The sequence below is a fragment of the Kocuria sp. KH4 genome, from assembly GCF_053711175.1.
This window is the reverse complement of the sequence record NZ_JBSJYX010000006.1, coordinates 75,886-93,619: the sequence shown is the minus strand read 5'-3', so window position 1 is coordinate 93,619 and position 17,734 is coordinate 75,886. Positions and strand designations below refer to the sequence as shown.

Here is a 17,734-nt window from a genome sequence, read left to right as displayed (position 1 = left end):
TGCCGCTGAGCAACCGGGCGATCGACCCGGACGGGCTCGTGTGGACCCGGGTCTCCCCCCGGCACGTCACGGTGACCGTGCTGTCCGGGCTGGCGGGCACCGCGTTCTGGCTCGCGGTGGTGGGCTGGCCGGCGGTGCTGGCCGGCACGGGCGTCTGGTCCGCGGCCCCGCTGGGCTGGCTGCTGCTGCCGCCCGCGGCGGTCCTGGTAGTGGGGGCGCTCTCCGTCCTCCTGGCCCCCCGGCGGGTGCGGGCGCTCGGCTACGCCGAGCGCGGGGAGGACCTGCTCGTGCGCCGCGGGCTGCTTTACCAGCGGGTCACCGTCATCCCCTACGGGCGGATGCAGTACGTGGACGTGTCGGTCTCGCCCCTGCAGCGCAGCTTCGGGCTGGCCACCGTGAAGCTGCACACCGCGGCCGTCGGCAGCCACGCCGAGATCCCGGGGGTCGAGCACGCCGAGGCGTCGCGGCTGCGCGAGCGGCTCACCGCGCGCGGCGAGGCCCTCCTGGCGGGCCTGTGAGCGGCGCCCCGGGCCCCACGCCCGCGGCGGCCGGCGCGTGGCACCGCGTCCACCCGCTGACCCCGGTGGTCAAGGGGTGGCTGGCGATCCTCGTGCTCGCGGGCGGCTTCGTCAACATCGTGCTCGACGACCTCGTGCGCGCCTACCTCGGCGGCGGGGACTCCCCGGCGCAGGACTTCGACCCCGGCCGGGTGGGCGCGGTGTTCTGGTGGGTGCTGGCCGGGATCGTGCTGCTCGTGCTCCTGGTGGCGGGCGCCGTGGTGCTCGTCGCGTGGTGGTTCACCCGCTACCAGGTGACGCCCGAGCACGTGCGGGTGCGCTCCGGGGTGCTCTTCCGCCAGGAGCGCCAGGCCCGCCTGGACCGGGTGCAGGCCATCGACATCCACCGGCCCTTCCTGCCCCGCGTGCTGGGCCTGGCCGAGCTGAAGTTCGAGGTGGCCGACGCCGGGCAGTCCGCGGTGTCCCTGTCCTACCTCACGCACGATCGGGCCCGCGCGCTGCGCGGCGAGCTGCTGGGCCGGCTCGGGCTGGCCGCCGGCCCGGGGGCCCCCTCCGGCCCGTCGGCCCCGGGCGGCCTGCCGGGGTCGCCCGGGCGGCGTCCCGCGCCCTGGGCGGCCACCGGCGACGAGGAGCGCCCGGTGCTCACGGTGCCCGTGCCCCGGCTGCTCGGCTCCGTGCTCGCCTCCGGCTCGGCCGTGGTCCTGGCCGTGCTGCTGCTGGCCGCCCCGGTCGCGCTCGTGCTCGACCCCGTGGCCGCGCCGGCGGTGCTCGCGGCCTGGCTGCCGGGGCTGGTCAGCTTCGGCGCGGTGGCCTACCGCCGCTTCGAGCAGGGCTACCGCTTCCGGCTGCTGCGCATCCCCGAGGGCGTGCGCGTGCGCTGCGGGCTCTTCAGCGTCCGCTCTCAGACGGTCCCCGCCGGGCGGGTGCAGGCGGTGGGCGTGGACCAGCCCCTGCTGTGGCGGCCCTTCGGCTGGTACCGGGTCCGGGTCAACGTGGCCGGCTACGGACCCGCCGCGGGGGAGGGCGACGCCATGCGCTCGACCCTGCTGCCGGTCGGCACCCTGCCGGAGGTGCGCACGGTCCTGCACCTGGCCCTGCCCGGCGCCCGGGACGGGGACCTCACGGCCCTGCTCGAGGAGGGCCTGCACGGCCTGGGCGCGCAGGGCCGCTACACCACCTCGCCGCGCCGGGCGCGGTGGCTCGACCCGCTGGTGCACCGCCGCACCGGCTTCGCCGCGACGGAGGACGTGCTCGCCGTCCGGTCGGGCCGGCTGAGCCGCCGCACCGACGTCCTGCCGCACGAGAAGACCCAGTCCGTGGCCGTGTCCCAGGGCCCGCTCGAGCGCGCCCTGGGACTCGCGGACGTCCACCTGCACTCGACCCCCGGCCCGGTGACCGTGGCCGTGGCGCACCTCGACACCGCGCACGCCCGGGCCCTGGCGGCCGCCCAGGCGGCGCACGCCGCCGGCGCCCGTAGACTGGCCGACGCCCCGAGCCACCCCCGAACCCCCCTGCAGGAGAGAGCATGACCCGTCCCTCGGACCGCCCCGGACGCCTCGGGGTGGGGATCGTCAGCGCGGGCCGGGTGGGCACCGTCCTCGGCGCGGCGCTGCGCGCGGCCGGCCACGCCGTGGTCGGGGTCAACGCGGTCTCCGAGGCCAGCCGGGACCGGGCCGAGGCCCTCCTCCCGGACGTGCCCGTCCTGGACGTGCCCGCCGTCCTCGAGCGGGCCGAGCTCGTGCTGCTCGCCGTGCCCGACGACGAGCTGCCCGGGCTCGTGCAGGGCCTCGCCGACGCGCAGCTGTGGCAGGCCGGGCAGCTCGTGGTGCACACCGCCGGGCGCTGGGGCACCGGCGTCCTCGACCCCGCCCGCCGCCTGGGGGCCATCCCGCTGGCCGTCCACCCGGCGATGACCTTCACGGGTCTGAGCCTGGACCTCGCCCGCTTGAACGACTGTTCGTTCGGGATCACCGCGCCGGGGCCCGTGCTGCCCATCGCCCAGGCGCTCGTGGTGGAGATGGGCGCCGAGCCGGTGGTCGTGGCCGAGGCCGACCGTCCGCTCTACCACGCCGCCCTCGCCCACGGCGCCAACCACCTGATGACCGTGGCCGGGCAGTCGATGCAGGTGCTGCGCGACATCGGGGTGGAGCACCCGGACCGGATGCTCGGGCCCCTGCTGCGCGCGGCCCTCGACAACGCCCTGGCCTCCGGGGAGTCGGCGCTGACCGGTCCCGTCGCCCGCGGGGACGCGGGCACCGTGGCCGCCCACCGCGGGGCCCTGGACGAGTACGCCCACGGGCACCAGGGGGACGACGTCCTGCTGGCCTACCTGGACCTCGCCCGCGTCACCGCCCGCCGCGCCCTGGACCGCGGCCTGCTCGACCGCCCCCGCTACGACGCGGTGCTGGCGGCCCTCGACCTCACCGACGGAAAGGACACCCCGTGAGCACCTCCACCACCCCCCGCGTCTGCCGGGGCATCGGGGAGTTCCGCGCCGCCCTCGCCGAGCGCCTCGCCGCGGCGCCCGGCGAGGCGTCGCTGGGACTCGTGCCCACCATGGGCGCGCTGCACGAGGGGCACGCCCACCTGGTGCGCCTCGCGCGGGAGGAGAACGCGGTGGTCGCCGTCTCGGTCTTCGTCAACCCGCTCCAGTTCGGCCCGGACGAGGACCTCGAGCGCTATCCGCGCACCCCCGAGGCCGACCTCGAGCTGCTCGCCCGCTGCGGGGCCGACCTCGTGTTCGCCCCCGCCGTGGAGCAGATGTACCCCGACGGCGAGCCGCTGGTGCGCGTGACCGCCGGGCCGCTGGGGGCCGTGCTCGACGGCGCCAGCCGCCCGGGGCACTTCGACGGCGCGCTGACGGTGGTCAACAAGCTCCTCAACATCACCGCCCCGGCCGGTCCGGGGCCGTTCCGGGCCTACTTCGGGGAGAAGGACGCCCAGCAGCTGCTGCTGGTGCGCCGGATGGTCGCCGACTTCGACCTGCCGGTCACCGTCCGCCCCGTGCCGATCGTGCGCGACGCCGACGGCCTGGCCCTGTCCTCGCGCAACCGCTACCTCGACGCCGGCCAGCGGCACGCGGCGCTCGTGCTCCCGGCCACCCTGCGGGCGCTCGCGGCCGGGGAGCTGGACCTCGACGCCGCCCGCGCCCGGATCGACGCCGAGGACCAGGTCCGGCTCGACTACCTCGTCGTCGTCGACCCCCGCACGCTGGCCCCGGCGGCGCCCGCCCCCGGGACCCTCGCCCTCGTCGCGGCGCACGTGGGCAGCACCCGGCTGATCGACAACCTGGCCCTCTGAGGTCCGCCGCCCGGACCTGCCCGGGCCCCGGGGGAGGATTTGACCCCCGCGATATCCTGGACCACTGTGACCAACGCGCAGAACACCACCCCGACCGTCCAGGACCAGGCCGCCGAGCAGGCCGAGCTCTCGGAGCAGATGCAGTTCCGGCTGGCCAAGCGCGCCCGGCTGCTCGAGTCCGGCCGGGAGGCCTACCCCGTGGGGGTGGAGCGCACGCACACCCTCGCGCAGGTCCGGGAGGCCCACGGCCACCTGGCGCCCGGGGAGGAGACCGGGCGGTCCGTGGGCGTGGCCGGGCGCGTGGTGTTCGTGCGCAACACAGGCAAGCTGTGCTTCGCGACCCTCCAGGAGGGGGACGGCACCCGCCTGCAGGTCATGCTCTCCCTCGCGAAGGTGGGCGAGGAGTCCCTGGCCGAGTGGAAGCAGCTCGTGGACCTCGGCGACTTCGTGGCCGTCCACGGCGAGGTCGTCGCCTCCCGCCGCGGGGAGCTGTCCGTCATGGCCGACGCGTGGTCCATGGCCTCGAAGGCCCTGCGGCCGCTGCCCACGCTGCACAACGAGCTCAACGACGAGACCCGGGTGCGCCGGCGCTACCTCGACCTCATCGTCCGGCCCGAGGCCCGCGACGTCGTGCTGAAGCGGGCGCGGATCATCCAGACGGTGCGCAACGTCCTGGTCGAGCGCGGCTACGTGGAGATCGAGACGCCCATCCTGCAGCTGGTGCACGGCGGGGCCAGCGCCCGGCCGTTCGAGACCCACCTGAACGCCTTCGACCAGGACATGACCCTGCGCATCGCCACGGAGCTCTACCTCAAGCGCGCCGTGGTGGGCGGGATCGAGCGGGTCTTCGAGATCGGCCGGGTCTTCCGCAACGAGGGCGTCGATTCCTCGCACAGCCCGGAGTTCACCACCCTGGAGGCCTACGAGGCCTACGCCGACCAGTTCACGATGGCCGAGCGGATCCGGGAGATCATCCTCGCGTGCGCCGACGCCCTGGGCGTGGACACGATCGAGACGGACCGGGGCACGATCGACCTGCGCGGGCCGTGGCGCTGGCTCTCGGTGTACCCCGCGCTGTCCGAGGCCGTGGGCCGGACGATCACCCCCGGGACGCCCGTGGCGGAGCTGCGCCGGGTCGCCGAGGAGCACGAGGTCGCCGTGGACCCGGCCTGGGACGCGGAGAAGCACGTGCTCGAGCTGTTCGGGGAGATCGTGGAGCCCACACTGATCCAGCCGACCTTCGTGTGCGACTACCCGCCCTCGGCGCAGCCGCTGGCCCGCCCGCACCGCTCCGAGCACGGGCTGATCGAGGCCTGGGACCTGATCATCGGCGGCATGGAGCGCGGCACCGCCTTCTCCGAGCTGATCGACCCCGTGGTCCAGCGCGAACGGCTCACCGAGCAGTCCCGCCGCGCCGCCGCCGGTGACGACGAGGCCATGCGCCTGGACGAGGACTTCCTGCGCGCCCTCGAGCACGGCGCCCCGCCCATGGGCGGTCTGGGCCTGGGCCTGGACCGGCTGATCATGCTCTTCACCGACCTGGGGATCCGGGAGACCATCCTGTTCCCCCTCATGAAGCCGGAGCAGGACTGAGCCCGTCCGCGGGCCCTCAGCCTCCGCCCAGACCGTCCCGGGAGAATCGCCCCATGGAATACGTCTTCGTCCTGCTGCCCTCCATCAGCATCGGCCTCATCTTCTGGCTGGTCCTCCGGTCGATCCTCCGCGGCGACCGCGCCGAGCGCGCCGCCCAGTCCCGCTCCCAGGAGGACGCGCAGCGCTGGTACGACCAGCTCCGGGAGCGCGACGGCGCCGACGTGCCCTTCGGCCACCGGCCGCGCCGCGGGCGCGGCGCGCGGCGCTGACCCGGCGCTCCTCCGCCCCGGCACCTTTCCGATGAATTCGGATCGGTGCCGCGTTTCTTCCCCCGACTTTCCGCCAGGAATCCCGGCGGGGTTTATCCCCTTTTCCGTGCCGACGAATTGCGACGCGAAATTGTAGGATAAAGTCGTCAGCACCGGGAACAGGAGTTCCCGGTACTGCCCGGAATTCATGATCCGGGTCTTCCGTCCCGGCACGGGGGAATCAGCAGCAGTTCAGGCCGCACCGGACCGGTGCGACCGCAGCAGGACGAACGCCGAAAGGCGGAGGGAAGTTTCAGCCATGGCACAGACCGTGAAGATCATTCTCGAGGACGACCTCGACGGCGGACCGGCCGAGGAGACCGTCCGCTTCGGACTGGACGGGACCCAGTACGAGATCGATCTCTCCGAGGAGAACGCCGCGAAGCTGCGCGACGCCGTGCGGCCCTTCATCGCCAAGGCCCGCCGGGCCCAGGGCAAGCAGACCCCGAAGCAGGCGCGCTCCGGCGCCGCCCGCCCCACCGGCAGGTCCAACCCGGACACCGCGGCGATCCGGCAGTGGGCGCGCGAGAACGGCCACCCGGTCTCCGACCGCGGCCGCATCCACCAGGACGTGCAGAAGGCGTACTACGACGCCCACCAGTGAGCACGCCCGCACCGGCGCCCGGAGGACGATCCGGCGCCGGCGCGGACACCAGCAGGAGGGGCCGGTAATCCGGCCCCTCCTTTTGTGCTCCCGCGGATCTCCGCCGTATCACCGCCACCGCACGGCCGTTTCACCGCGACAGCACTGCTGTTTCACCGCGATAGCGCGGCCATAGCACCGCCGTTTCACCGCCCTGATCCGGGCGGTTCTCCGGTGCGGCTCCGCGCGGACGATTTCTGCCGGCGCGGAGTGACTTCTGGGCCGGTCCGGGATATTGCCGAGCACGGCGCCCGCGCCGCCTCCGGAATAGCCGTGGGCCGGTGCGGGGATAAAGGTGCCGGAATTGCGCGCGTGACCTGCGCGTTCGGCGGTGCGGGCGGGAATCCGGATATCGCCCGTGCCCTTTCCCCGGCGCGGGCGGAGCCGCCGCCGGCGCCCCGTCTCGCCGGTGGCGAACAGCCCCCCGATCGGGCTCCCGGGTGCGTAGCATCGTCTGCAGACATCGACTGAGGAGTATCCATGTTCGAACGCTTCACCGACCGCGCCCGCCGGGTCGTGGTGCTGGCCCAGGAAGAGGCCAGGATGCTCAACCACAACTACATCGGCACCGAGCACCTGCTGCTCGGGCTGATCCACGAGGGCGAGGGGGTCGCCGCCAAGGCGCTCGACTCGATGGGCATCACCCTCACCGGCGCCCGCGAGCAGGTCCAGGACATCATCGGCCCGGGCCAGCAGGCCCCGTCCGGGCACATCCCCTTCACCCCGCGCGCCAAGAAGGTCCTCGAGCTCTCCCTGCGCGAGGCCCTCCAGCTCGGCCACAACTACATCGGCACCGAGCACATCCTGCTGGGCATCATCCGCGCCGGCGAGGGCGTGGCCGCGCAGGTGCTGACCAAGCTCGGCGCGGAGCCGCAGAAGGTGCGCTCCACCGTGCTGGAGCTGATCTCCGGCTACCAGGGCGGCGGGACCCCCGAGAAGGAGGGCGCCGGCGTGCGCTCCGCCGGGCAGTCCGAGGGCACCCCCGCCGGCTCGGCGGTGCTGGACCAGTTCGGCCGCAACCTCACCGCGGCCGCCCGCGAGGGCAAGCTGGACCCGGTCATCGGGCGCTTCCGCGAGATGGAGCGCGTGATGCAGATCCTCTCCCGGCGCACCAAGAACAACCCGGTGCTGATCGGCGAGCCCGGCGTCGGCAAGACCGCCGTGGTCGAGGGCCTGGCCCAGGCCATCGTGCGCGGCGACGTCCCGGAGACCCTCAAGGACAAGCACCTCTACACCCTGGACCTCGGCTCCCTGGTGGCGGGCTCCCGCTACCGCGGCGACTTCGAGGAGCGGCTGAAGAAGGTGCTCAAGGAGATCCGCACCCGCGGGGACATCATCCTGTTCATCGACGAGATCCACACCCTCGTCGGTGCCGGCGCGGCCGAGGGCGCGATCGACGCCGCGTCGATCCTCAAGCCCATGCTCGCCCGGGGCGAGCTGCAGACCATCGGCGCGACCACCCTCGACGAGTACCGCAAGCACATCGAGAAGGACGCCGCCCTGGAGCGCCGCTTCCAGCCGATCCAGGTGGACGAGCCCTCCGAGGCGCACGCCGTGGAGATCCTCAAGGGCCTGCGCGACAAGTACGAGGCCCACCACCGCGTCTCCATCTCGGACGAGGCCCTCGAGGCCGCCGTCCACCTGGCGGCCCGCTACATCTCGGACCGCTTCCTCCCGGACAAGGCGATCGACCTGATCGACGAGGCCGGCGCCCGGCTGCGGATCAAGCGGATGACCGCCCCGCCGGAGATCAAGGAGCTCGACGACCGGATCACCGAGGTGAAGCGGCTCAAGGAGGCCGCCATCGACGGCCAGGACTACGAGAAGGCCGCCTCGCTGCGCGACACCGAGCAGAAGCTCATCGCGGAGCGCGACGACAAGGACCGGTCCTGGCGCGAGGGCGGCGACGAGCTCGCCGAGGTGACCCCCGAGGTCATCTCCGACGTCCTCTCCGCCTCCACCGGGGTGCCCGTGTACAAGCTCACCGAGGAGGAGACGGGCCGTCTCCTGCACATGGAGGACGAGCTGCACAAGCGCATCATCGGCCAGGACGACGCCATCAAGGCGCTGTCCCGCTCGATGCGGCGCACCCGCGCCGGGCTGAAGGACCCGAAGCGGCCCGGCGGCTCGTTCATCTTCGCCGGCCCCACCGGCGTGGGCAAGACCGAGCTCGCGAAGGCGCTCGCGGAGTTCCTGTTCGGGGACGAGGACGCCCTCATCACCCTGGACATGTCCGAGTACCAGGAGAAGCACACCGTCTCGCGCCTCTTCGGAGCCCCTCCCGGCTACGTGGGCTACGAGGAGGGCGGCCAGCTCACCGAGAAGGTGCGCCGCAAGCCGTTCTCCGTGGTCCTCTTCGACGAGGTCGAGAAGGCCCACCAGGACCTGTTCAACTCCCTGCTGCAGATCCTCGAGGACGGCCGCCTGACCGACTCGCAGGGCCGCGTGGTGGACTTCAAGAACACCGTGATCATCATGACCACGAACCTGGGCACCAAGGACATCTCCCGGGCCGTGCCCGTGGGCTTCCAGACCGGGGTGGACTCCACCTCCAGCTACGAGCGGATGCAGGCCAAGGTCCAGGACGAGCTCAAGGAGCACTTCCGGCCCGAGTTCCTCAACCGCGTGGACGAGATCATCGTCTTCCCGCAGCTGACGGAGTCGGAGATCGTCCAGATCGTGGACCTCTTCGTGGCCCGGCTGCAGGAGCGGCTGCGGGACCAGGGCATGTCGATCGAGCTCACCGACGCCGCCAAGGTGTGGGTCAGCCGCCGCGGCTACGACCCGGCGATGGGCGCCCGGCCGCTGCGCCGCACCATGCAGCGGGAGATCGAGGACCGGCTCTCCGAGAAGATCCTCTTCGGGGAGATCAGCTCCGGGGAGAAGATCACGGTGGGCACCGAGGGCGAGGGCGACCAGGAGGTCCTGACCTTCTCCTCCACCCCGATGTACGACCTGACCGGCGACGGCATGGTCGACCCGATGGACGGCTTCGAGGACGTCGAGGCCGTCCGCGGGGACGGGGAGCGCGGCGCCGAGGGCTGAGCCCCTCCCGCCGGACGAAGGGCCCGCTGCGCACCGGCGCAGCGGGCCCTTCCGCGTCCCCCGAACTGCGGTCGGTCTCGGGGCGACATGCCCGGCGGCCTGCGGAGTTAGCGAGCGTACACTTGCCGGGTGACCGAACTGCGCCTGCGACCCGCCCGCACCTCCGACGTCCCCGCGATCAAGGAGCTGGTGGCCCCGCTGGCCCGGGCCGGGGTGCTGATCAACAAGGACACGGTCGCCTACTACGAGGGCATCCAGGAGTTCCTCGTCGCGGAGAGCGCCGACGACGGCCCCGTGCGCCTCGTCGGCTGCGGGGCGCTGCACGTGATGTGGGAGGACCTCGGCGAGGTCCGGACCCTGGCCACCTCCGAGGCCTGGCGCGGGCGCGGCGTCGGGCGGGCCCTGCTGACGGGGCTCATCGAGCGGGCCCGGGCCGTGGGGGTCTCCCGGGTGTTCTGCCTGACCTTCGAGGTCGACTTCTTCCGCCGGTACGGCTTCGAGGTGATGCCCAACCAGCAGCAGCTGGACCCGGACGTCTTCGCCGAGCTGATGCGCTCCCACGACGAGGGCGTGGCCGAGTACCTCGACCTGGCCCGGGTGAAGCCGAACACGCTCGGCAACACCCGGATGATCCTCGAACTCAGCCCGGAAGGCTGATCCCCGCGGGACCACGCGCCGCGAGACCGTCCTGGAGCAGTCCGTCCAGGGCGCGCCGGCGCTGCTCCTCCGGGGCGCCGAGCGCGTGCAGGGCGTCCAGGGCGCGCAGGGCCTCCGGGGCCAGGCCGGTGCCGGTCGCGACGTCCACCGGGCCGGTCAGGTGCGGCTCCGGCACGGGGTCGCGCCCGGCCCGGAGCACGGCCAGCACGGCGCCGCGCACCTGGCGGTCCGTGCCGTGCCAGCTCTGCCCCCGGGGCGCCTCCTCGGGCTCGGGCCGGCCCGCGGCGACCCACGCGCACGCGTGCCGGACGGGGCACTGCTCGCAGCGCGGTGAGCGGGCGGTGCAGACCACCGCGCCGAGCTCCATCACGGCCTGGTTCCAGCGCACGGCGAGGTCGTCGTCCTCCGGCATCAGCCGCTCGGCGAGCCGGGTCTCCGCGGCCGTCAGGGAGCGGGACGGCAGCGCCCGCCCCGAGACCACGCGGGCCTGCACCCGCCGGATGTTGGTATCCACCACGACCTGCCGGTCCCCAAAGGCGAACACCGCGATCGCGGCGGCCGTGTAGGCGCCCACACCGGGCAGGGCCAGCAGCTCGTCGTGGCCCGCCGGGACCCGCCCGCCGTGGCGCTCGGTGATCTCGACGGCGGCCGCGTGCAGGCGCAGCGCCCGCCGCGGATAGCCCAGCCGCCCCCAGGCCCGCACCGCCTCGCCGGTGCTGGCGGCCGCGAGGTCGGCCGGGCGCGGCCAGCGCTGCAGCCATGCCCGCCACACCGGCAGCACGCGCACCACGGGCGTCTGCTGGAGCATGAACTCGCTGACCATGACACCCCACGGGGAGCAACCCGGGTCCCGCCACGGGAGGTCCCGGGCGGCGACGTCGTACCAGCCGGTCACGGCGCGGTGCAGGTCCGGCAGGCCGGGGTCCACGGCGGGGGCGGGGGCGGGAACGGGGCTCATCGCACCCACTGTAGCCTTGGTGGCATGGCGCAGAAGGGTTCCGGGAGCACCCCCCACGGACGGTCGGGGAACGGTCACGACGACGACGGACGGGCTCCCCGCACCTCCGAGGCGCGGCGGGTGGGCCCCGAGGTCTACCGGCGCCGGCGGATCGTCGCCGCGGTCGCGGCGGGCGTGCTGCTGCTGCTCGTGGCCGTGGGGATCGGCTCGGCGGTCGTGGCCATGCTCGGTCCCGGCGAGCCGGAGGCCGCCCCGGCCCCGGCGGCGACCACCGCCGCTCCCACGGTCTCCCAGGAGCCCTTCGCCGACTTCACGCCGCGGCCCGACGAGAGCCCCTCCGCCTCCCCGTCGGCGACCGCCACGGAGGGACCGGCCGAGGAGTGCGGGACCGACCTGGCCGTGCGGGCGTCCACGGACCGGGAGAGCTATCCCGAGGGGGAGGAGCCCGTGCTGGTGCTCACCCTGGAGAACACGGGGGACGATCCCTGCACGGTCAACGCCGGCACCTCGCAGATGGTCTACGAGGTCGGCTCGGGGGCGGACACCGTCTTCGACAGCCGGCACTGCCAGGCCGGCTCCGCGGACGAGGAGCGCACCCTCGAGCCGGGGCAGGAGGAGAGCGCCCGGCTGACGTGGAACCTCCGGCGCACCGCCGAGGGCTGCACGGAGGCGGGGGGAGCGGCGCAGGCCGGCTACTACCGCCTGGTGGTCTCCCTCGGGGAGCGCACGAGCGAGCCCGCGGCGTTCGTCCTGGAGTGAGCGGTCCGCGCCGCGCTCACATGAAGCGTTCGAGCAGGCTGGTCTCGGCCATCCGCGAGAGCGACTCGCGGACCGTGCGGGCGCGCTGCTCGCCGATGCCCTCCACCGCCTTGAGGTCCTCGAGGTTGGCGGCCATGAGGGACTGCAGCCCGTCGAACTGGCGCACCAGGCGGTTGGCCACCGCCCGGGGCATGGACTTGATGCCCTCCAGCAGCCGGTAGCCGTGCGGGTGCAGGTCCGTCTCGAGGCTGCCCTGCGGCTCGATCAGCCCCACCGACACCGCGATCCGCTGGAGGTCGATGAGCTCCGCGGGGGTGAGCTCCGCGAGCCGCTCCAGCCCCTGGTCGATGTCCTCCGCGGGAGTGCCGTCCGGCAGGTAGTCCCGCAGCACGACGTCGGGCCCCGGGCCCGTGCCCGCGGTCAGCTCCTCGAGCTGCAGGGCGATGAGCCGGCCGTCCACGCCCAGCTCGAGGACGTACCAGCCGATCTCGGAGGAGATCCGCCGCACCATCTCCATGCGCTGCAGGGTCAGCGCCACGTCCCGCACGGTCACGGACGCCTCGATCTCCAGCGAGGAGAGGTTGCCGAGGACCTGCTCCATGCGGTTGCTGTAGTGCTCCAGCGTCTGCAGCGCCTGGTTGGCGCGGGCCATGATCGACTGGGAGCCCTCGATCGCGTAGCGGGTCTCGCCCACGTAGATCGTGATGACGCTCATCGACTGGCTCACCGAGATCACCGGGACCCCGGTCTCCTTGGCGGTGCGCTCCGCCGAACGGTGCCGGGTGCCGGACTCGGTGGTGCCGATCGAGGCGTCCGGCACCAGCTGCACCCCGGCCTTGAGGATGCGGGTGGCGTCCCGGTCGCACACGATGGCGCCGTCCATCTTGGCCAGTTCCCGCAGCTTGGGCGCGGAGAAGTCGGTGTCGATGTCGAAGCCCCCGGAGCAGATCGCCTCCACGGACCGGTCGAAGCCCAGCACCAGCAGTCCGCCGGTGCGCCCGCGCAGGATCCGTTCGAGACCGGTGCGCAGCTCGGTGCCCGGCGCGATGCGGGCCAGCGTCTTGCGCAGTGCGTTCTCAGGGGTCTTCGCCACCGTCACATCATACGGCCGCGGCGGTCTGCCGCTTCTGCCCGGAGCCGGCGCCCGACCGGGGGAAGAGCAGCTCCATGGCCTCGGTGATCGTGGTCACCTCACGCACGGTGAAGCCCGCCGGGACCGCGCCCGGGCCGGTGGAGCTGGCCGGCACCACCGCGTGGGTGAAGCCGAGCCGGGCCACCTCCTGGATGCGGCGGCCGATGCCCGGGACCGGGCGCACCTCGCCGGCGAGGCCGACCTCCCCGAAGCACACGAGCCGCTGGGGGAGGGGGCGGTCCTGCGCGGCGGACGCCAGGGCCATGGCCACGGCGAGGTCGGTGGAGGGCTCGGCGAGCTTCACCCCGCCGACCGTGGAGACGTAGCAGTCCAGCCCGGCCAGGTTGACCCCCGCCCGGCGCTGCAGCACGGCGAGCAGCATCGCCACCCGGGAGGAGTCCAGGCCGGCCGTGGCGCGCCGGGGCTGCGCGGTGGCGGAGCGGTCCAGCAGCGCCTGCACCTCGGCGAGGAGGGGCCGGCGGCCCTCGAGCGTGACGGTCAGGCACGTCCCGGAGACCGGCATGGCCGTGCGGGAGACGAACAGACCCGAGGGGTCCTCCACGCTCGTGATGCCGGTCTCGGTGAGGTCGAAGCAGCCGACCTCGTCGGTGGGCCCGTAGCGGTTCTTCACCGCCCGCAGCAGCCGGATCCGGGAGTGCTTCTCGCCCTCGAACTGGCACACCACGTCCACGAGGTGCTCCAGCAGCCGCGGCCCGGCGATGGAGCCGTCCTTGGTCACGTGGCCGACGAGCAGGGTGGTCATGTTCCGCTTCTTGGCCGCGGCGATGAGGGAGGCCGCGACCTCGCGCACCTGCGTGACCCCGCCGGCGGACCCCTCGACCTCGGCGCTGGCCAGCGTCTGCACGGAGTCGACCACGAGCAGGCGGGGCGAGATCGTCTCGATGTGCCCCAGGGCGGTGGCGAGATCGGTCTCCGCGGTGAGGTAGAGGGTGGGGGCGACGGCGCCGATCCGGTCCGCGCGCAGCTTCACCTGCGCGGCCGACTCCTCCCCGGTGACGTAGAGGACGTCGCGGGTCCCCGCGCCGGCGCCCTCCGCGAAGCGGGCGGCGACGTCGAGCAGCAGGGTCGACTTCCCGACCCCCGGCTCCCCGGCCATCAGGACGACCGCCCCGGGCACGAGGCCGCCGCCGAGGACCCGGTCCAGCTCGGGAACGCCGGTGGGCGCGGAGGTCGCGACGGTGGCGTCGACCTGGGCGATGGGCCGGGCGGGCTCGGCGATGGAGCGCGCCGCCGTCGTCCGGGCCTTGTGCTCGCCGATCTCCTCGACCGTGCCCCACGCCTGGCACTCCCCGCACCGGCCCACCCACTTGGCCGTGCTCCAGCCGCACTCGGTGCAGCGGTAGGCGGGGGAGTTGCGGCGGGTGCGGGTGCTCATGGCGTCCAGGCTAGCGACCGCGGCGGACGGCCTAAGCCCCCCCTCGGCGCCGGTGGACGGCCCGACCCCACGGCACCGCCGGACGTGCGGGGCGGAGGTGCACGGTGGACGGCCTCGGCGCCCGGGCGCGGCGGGCGGCGTCAGCGGGCCGTCGAGGCGCCGGCCCGGCCCAGGTCGAGGAAGGAGCGGAGCTCGGCGAAGGCCTCGGGCACCACGGAGTAGTGGGCCCACTTGCCGCGCTGCTGGCGGGTGACCAGTCCGGCGTCGACGAGCCTCTTCATGTGGTGACTCACCGTGGGCTGGCCGATGTCCACCACCGCGGTCAGGTCGCACACGCAGACCGGGCCGCAGCCCTGGGCCGCCACGTGCGAGAGCAGCCGCAGGCGCGTGGGATCGGACAGGGCCTTGAGCCGGCCGGCGATCCGCCGGGCCTCGTCGGCGGTCATGGGCCCGCCGGAGAGCGAGCAGCACTCCGAGCCCGTCGCGCGGGGGGCGCACTGCTCGGCGGCGGCGGACCGGAGCTCCGGGGCGGACGTCATCCCCTCATCCTACATTGACGTTCATCGATGTGATCCCTAGGGTGTCCGGTGGACCGCCGTCGACACGAAGGACCCAGCCCGCCCATGAGCGCCCCCGCCCCTGCCCCCGCCACCTCCCGGGGGGTGCTGCAGGACCTGTCCTTCCTCGACCGCTGGCTGCCCGCCTGGATCGTCGCCGCCATGGTCGCCGGCCTGCTGCTCGGCCGGTTCGTGCCGGGCCTGGACACCGCCCTGGACGCGGTGCGGATCGGCGAGGTGTCCGTGCCCATCGCGATCGGGCTGCTGGTGATGATGTACCCGGTGCTCGCCCGGGTCCGCTACGACGAGACCCGCCGTGTGGCCGGGGACCCGCGGCTGATGGGGGCGTCGCTGGTGCTGAACTGGGTCGTGGGACCGGCGCTGATGTTCGCCCTGGCCTGGATCTTCCTCCCCGACCTGCCGGAGTACCGCACCGGTCTGATCATCGTGGGGCTGGCCCGGTGCATCGCGATGGTGCTGATCTGGAACGACCTGGCCTGCGGGGACCGGGAGGCGGCGGCGGTGCTGGTCGCGGTCAACTCCGTCTTCCAGGTGATCGCCTTCGGCGCCCTGGGCTGGTTCTACCTCCAGGTCCTGCCCGGATGGCTGGGCCTGCCCACCACCAGTGCCGAGTTCTCCCTGTGGTCGATCGTGCTGAGCGTCCTGGTGTTCCTGGGCGTCCCGCTGGCCGCCGGGTTCCTCACCCGCACCCTGGGCGAGAGGGCCAAGGGCCGGGACTGGTACGAGGGCACGCTCCTGCCCCGGCTCGGTCCGTGGGCCCTGTACGGGCTGCTGTTCACCGTCGTGCTGCTCTTCGCCCTGCAGGGGGACGCGATCACCTCCCACCCCGGGGACGTGGTGCGCATCGCGTGGCCGCTGCTGGTGTACTTCTCCCTCATGTTCGGCGTCGGCCTGCTCGCCGCCCGCGCCCTGGGGCTGGACTACGCCCGGTCCACCACCGTGGCCCTCACCGCCGCCGGCAACAACTTCGAGCTGGCCATCGCCGTGGCCGTCGGCACCTTCGGGGTGACCTCCGGGCAGGCCCTGGCCGGCGTGGTCGGGCCGCTCATCGAGGTGCCCGTGCTGGTGGCCCTGGTCCACGTCTGCCTGCGGGCCGGGGGGACGCTCTTCCCCGGCGACCGCACCGTCCCCGTCCGCTGACCCTGTGACCCCGTGACCCCCGAGGAGTACCCGATGAGTCCCGAGAGCACCAAGCCCTCCGTCCTGTTCGTGTGCGTGCACAACGCCGGGCGGTCCCAGATGGCCGCCGCCTACCTGACGCACCTCTCCGGCGGCCGGATCGAGGTCCGGTCGGCCGGCTCCGCCCCGGCCGACGCGGTGAACCCGGCCGCCGTGGCGGCCATGGCCGAGGAGGGCATCGACCTGAGCGCGCAGACCCCGAAGATCCTCACCGACCGGGCGGTGCAGGACTCGGACGTGGTGGTCACCATGGGCTGCGGGGACGCCTGCCCGTTCTACCCGGGCAAGCGCTACGAGGACTGGGCGCTGGAGGACCCGGCCGGACGGGGCGTGGAGGCCGTGCGCCCGATCCGCGACGAGATCAGGACCCGCGTCGAGCAGCTGATCGCCGAGCTGCTGCCGGCCGGGAACGGGGCGTGAGGGCCGGACCGCCACCGGTCCCGCCCGGGAGCCCGTGAGCCGTCCCGCGGCCCCGTCGAGGCCGTCGGCGCGGGTGGGGCGGTGCTCAGGCGCGGTCCCAGCCATCCAGCCGGGGGAGCTGGTCGCGCGCCTCCTCGTGGGTCATGCCGGCCGCCTCGAGCAGGTCCACGACCATCGGCCGCATGTCCAGCACCAGGGTCTCGCCCTCCATGGTGCGCACCCCCATCTCGCGGGGGTGCAGCCGCCCGGCCACGTCCGCCAGCTCGTTGCGGGCCTGGCGCAGGTAGCTCTCCCGGGACCCGGGGGCGGCCACCGCCAGGGCGTTGCCCAGGGTGGTGACCGCGTCCGCGAGGTCGTCCAGGGCGTCGGTGAGGGCGGCCACGGCCTCGTCGGAGAGGGTCACGTGGTTGAGCACCGAGGCGAGCCGGCGGGTGAGCACCCGGGCGTTGCGCACGGCGAGGTCGAGATAGCGGATGGAGCGCCCGATGGTCTCGATCTCCGCGCGGCGGCCGCGGTACAGCGGGGAGGCCGTGGCGATCTCCACGGCGGACCTCAGCCCGGAGGTCACCGAGTCCACGAGCGGCTGGGTCTGGCGGGAGCGCACGAGGGCGTGCCAGGCGGCGGTGGCGTCGTAGTCCTCGACGGCGCGGCCGGCCTCCCGCAGCACCCCGGAGAACTCGTCGACGAGCGCCCGCAGGTCCTGGCGCGGCTGCCGCCGCGGGTCCGTGGGCACGAAGTACGCCATGGCCAGGGCGCACGCCCCGCCCACGACGGCGTCGGTGGAGCGGGCGAACACGCCGTCCTGGGAGGGCGGGAGCAGGACTACGAGCACCGACTGCAGGCCCATCTGCGTGGTGAACAGCGTGCCGTTGTCCAGGAAGCGGGCGAGCAGGATCGAGGTCATGAGCACCACCGCGGCCTGCCACACCCCGGCGCCCAGGACATGGATGAGCGTGTCGCCCACGGCGATGCCCAGGGTGCAGCCGATCGAGACCTCGAGCACCCGCCGGTAGCGCAGCCCGTCCTTGGCGAAGCCCAGGGCCACGAGGGCGGCGGTGGCCGCGAAGATCGGCCCGGAGTGGCCCAGGAGCCGCTCGGCGATCACGTAGGCCCCGACGCTCGCGACCGTGATCTGGAAGCTCTGGAGCAGGCCCGTGCGCACCCGCGTCAGGCCGACCCGGGTGCGGCTGCGCACCGCACGGGCCGCGGCTCGCGCACGGTCGCCTGGCTGCATGGGCCCATCCTAGG

17 protein-coding genes are annotated in these 17,734 nt (G+C 73.9%); 12 read left to right on the top strand and 5 right to left on the bottom strand.

Features of this window, described 5'->3' with window-relative positions:
* The first annotated feature begins 5 nt into the window (after positions 1–5).
* The 9 genes from ACWCOM_RS06610 to ACWCOM_RS06570 all read left to right on the top strand — a co-directional run bounded on the left by ACWCOM_RS06610 (position 6) and on the right by ACWCOM_RS06570 (position 10,064).
* Positions 6–518 carry a PH domain-containing protein gene (locus tag ACWCOM_RS06610; protein WP_454548020.1) on the top strand — a complete coding sequence of 171 codons (513 nt, stop codon included), beginning with the start codon at positions 6–8 and terminating at the stop codon, positions 516–518.
* Positions 515–2,047, top strand: a complete 1,533-nt coding sequence (locus tag ACWCOM_RS06605) for a PH domain-containing protein (protein WP_454547944.1) — start codon at positions 515–517, stop codon at positions 2,045–2,047. Before ACWCOM_RS06610 ends, ACWCOM_RS06605 begins: the two co-directional genes overlap by 4 nt.
* Positions 2,044–2,964, top strand: a complete 921-nt coding sequence (locus ACWCOM_RS06600; RefSeq protein WP_454547943.1) for a Rossmann-like and DUF2520 domain-containing protein — start codon at positions 2,044–2,046, stop codon at positions 2,962–2,964. Before ACWCOM_RS06605 ends, ACWCOM_RS06600 begins: the two co-directional genes overlap by 4 nt.
* Positions 2,961–3,818 (top strand): pantoate--beta-alanine ligase, encoded by an 858-nt coding sequence (gene panC / locus ACWCOM_RS06595; protein WP_454547942.1) that lies wholly within the window; start codon positions 2,961–2,963, stop codon positions 3,816–3,818. The genes ACWCOM_RS06600 and panC overlap by 4 nt, the downstream gene beginning before the upstream one ends.
* 66 nt (positions 3,819–3,884) lie before the next feature.
* The gene (gene lysS / locus ACWCOM_RS06590) at positions 3,885–5,411 is read left to right on the top strand and encodes a lysine--tRNA ligase (protein WP_454547941.1); all 1,527 of its coding nucleotides are present in this window, start codon (positions 3,885–3,887) and stop codon (positions 5,409–5,411) included.
* A gap of 53 nt (positions 5,412–5,464) precedes the next feature.
* On the top strand, positions 5,465–5,680 hold the full coding sequence (locus ACWCOM_RS06585) for a hypothetical protein (RefSeq protein WP_454547940.1): 216 nt from the start codon (positions 5,465–5,467) through the stop codon (positions 5,678–5,680).
* Positions 5,681–5,978: 298 nt separating this feature from the next.
* Positions 5,979–6,323 carry a histone-like nucleoid-structuring protein Lsr2 gene (locus ACWCOM_RS06580; RefSeq protein WP_454547939.1) on the top strand — a complete coding sequence of 115 codons (345 nt, stop codon included), beginning with the start codon at positions 5,979–5,981 and terminating at the stop codon, positions 6,321–6,323.
* Between the two features lie 519 nt (positions 6,324–6,842).
* Positions 6,843–9,407 carry an ATP-dependent Clp protease ATP-binding subunit gene (locus ACWCOM_RS06575; RefSeq protein ID WP_454547938.1) on the top strand — a complete coding sequence of 855 codons (2,565 nt, stop codon included), beginning with the start codon at positions 6,843–6,845 and terminating at the stop codon, positions 9,405–9,407.
* A 129-nt stretch (positions 9,408–9,536) separates the two neighbouring features.
* Positions 9,537–10,064 carry an amino-acid N-acetyltransferase gene (locus tag ACWCOM_RS06570; RefSeq protein ID WP_454547937.1) on the top strand — a complete coding sequence of 176 codons (528 nt, stop codon included), beginning with the start codon at positions 9,537–9,539 and terminating at the stop codon, positions 10,062–10,064.
* On the opposite strand, the gene ACWCOM_RS06565 is transcribed toward ACWCOM_RS06570, so the two are convergent.
* The gene (locus ACWCOM_RS06565; protein ID WP_454547936.1) at positions 10,048–11,022 is read right to left on the bottom strand and encodes an A/G-specific adenine glycosylase; all 975 of its coding nucleotides are present in this window, start codon (positions 11,020–11,022) and stop codon (positions 10,048–10,050) included. The genes ACWCOM_RS06570 and ACWCOM_RS06565 overlap by 17 nt on opposite strands.
* Positions 11,023–11,046: 24 nt before the next feature.
* On the opposite strand from ACWCOM_RS06565, the gene ACWCOM_RS06560 reads away from it, so the two are divergent.
* A complete protein-coding gene (locus ACWCOM_RS06560) occupies positions 11,047–11,781 on the top strand; it encodes a hypothetical protein (protein ID WP_454547935.1) in 735 nt (244 codons plus the stop codon).
* A 16-nt stretch (positions 11,782–11,797) separates the two neighbouring features.
* Here the strand turns inward: ACWCOM_RS06560 and disA are convergent, their stop codons facing one another.
* The 3 genes from disA to ACWCOM_RS06545 all read right to left on the bottom strand — a co-directional run bounded on the left by disA (position 11,798) and on the right by ACWCOM_RS06545 (position 14,848).
* Positions 11,798–12,874, bottom strand: coding sequence for a DNA integrity scanning diadenylate cyclase DisA (gene disA, locus ACWCOM_RS06555; RefSeq protein ID WP_454547934.1), 1,077 nt, complete (start codon positions 12,872–12,874; stop codon positions 11,798–11,800).
* A 7-nt stretch (positions 12,875–12,881) separates the two neighbouring features.
* Positions 12,882–14,309, bottom strand: coding sequence for a DNA repair protein RadA (gene radA, locus ACWCOM_RS06550; RefSeq protein WP_454547933.1), 1,428 nt, complete (start codon positions 14,307–14,309; stop codon positions 12,882–12,884).
* A gap of 140 nt (positions 14,310–14,449) precedes the next feature.
* Positions 14,450–14,848 carry an ArsR/SmtB family transcription factor gene (locus tag ACWCOM_RS06545; RefSeq protein ID WP_454547932.1) on the bottom strand — a complete coding sequence of 133 codons (399 nt, stop codon included), beginning with the start codon at positions 14,846–14,848 and terminating at the stop codon, positions 14,450–14,452.
* 84 nt (positions 14,849–14,932) lie between these two features.
* Between ACWCOM_RS06545 and arsB the strand changes: the two genes are divergently transcribed.
* Together arsB and ACWCOM_RS06535 are read left to right on the top strand one after the other, a co-directional pair.
* Positions 14,933–16,027 carry an ACR3 family arsenite efflux transporter gene (gene arsB, locus ACWCOM_RS06540; RefSeq protein ID WP_454547931.1) on the top strand — a complete coding sequence of 365 codons (1,095 nt, stop codon included), beginning with the start codon at positions 14,933–14,935 and terminating at the stop codon, positions 16,025–16,027.
* Positions 16,028–16,060: 33 nt separating this feature from the next.
* Positions 16,061–16,486, top strand: coding sequence for an arsenate reductase ArsC (locus ACWCOM_RS06535; protein WP_454547930.1), 426 nt, complete (start codon positions 16,061–16,063; stop codon positions 16,484–16,486).
* Positions 16,487–16,571: 85 nt separating this feature from the next.
* Here ACWCOM_RS06535 and ACWCOM_RS06530 read toward each other — a convergent pair whose 3' ends face one another.
* Complete coding sequence (locus tag ACWCOM_RS06530; RefSeq protein ID WP_454547929.1) at positions 16,572–17,720, bottom strand: FUSC family protein; 1,149 nt, start codon at positions 17,718–17,720, stop codon at positions 16,572–16,574.
* Between the last annotated feature and the right edge of the window lie 14 nt (positions 17,721–17,734).

Bases quoted from the DNA above. Each gene is read 5' to 3' on its own strand.
- ACWCOM_RS06600 (WP_454547943.1), top strand. From the start codon at position 2,044: ATGACCCGTCCCTCGGACCGCCCCGGACGCCTCGGGGTGGGGATCGTC.
- ACWCOM_RS06585 (WP_454547940.1), top strand. From the start codon at position 5,465: ATGGAATACGTCTTCGTCCTGCTGCCCTCCATCAGCATCGGCCTCATC.
- ACWCOM_RS06580 (WP_454547939.1), top strand. From the start codon at position 5,979: ATGGCACAGACCGTGAAGATCATTCTCGAGGACGACCTCGACGGCGGA.
- ACWCOM_RS06575 (WP_454547938.1), top strand. From the start codon at position 6,843: ATGTTCGAACGCTTCACCGACCGCGCCCGCCGGGTCGTGGTGCTGGCC.
- ACWCOM_RS06565 (WP_454547936.1), bottom strand. From the start codon at position 11,022: ATGAGCCCCGTTCCCGCCCCCGCCCCCGCCGTGGACCCCGGCCTGCCG.
- ACWCOM_RS06560 (WP_454547935.1), top strand. From the start codon at position 11,047: ATGGCGCAGAAGGGTTCCGGGAGCACCCCCCACGGACGGTCGGGGAAC.
- radA (WP_454547933.1), bottom strand. From the start codon at position 14,309: ATGAGCACCCGCACCCGCCGCAACTCCCCCGCCTACCGCTGCACCGAG.
- ACWCOM_RS06545 (WP_454547932.1), bottom strand. From the start codon at position 14,848: ATGACGTCCGCCCCGGAGCTCCGGTCCGCCGCCGCCGAGCAGTGCGCC.
- arsB (WP_454547931.1), top strand. From the start codon at position 14,933: ATGAGCGCCCCCGCCCCTGCCCCCGCCACCTCCCGGGGGGTGCTGCAG.
- ACWCOM_RS06535 (WP_454547930.1), top strand. From the start codon at position 16,061: ATGAGTCCCGAGAGCACCAAGCCCTCCGTCCTGTTCGTGTGCGTGCAC.
- ACWCOM_RS06530 (WP_454547929.1), bottom strand. From the start codon at position 17,720: ATGCAGCCAGGCGACCGTGCGCGAGCCGCGGCCCGTGCGGTGCGCAGC.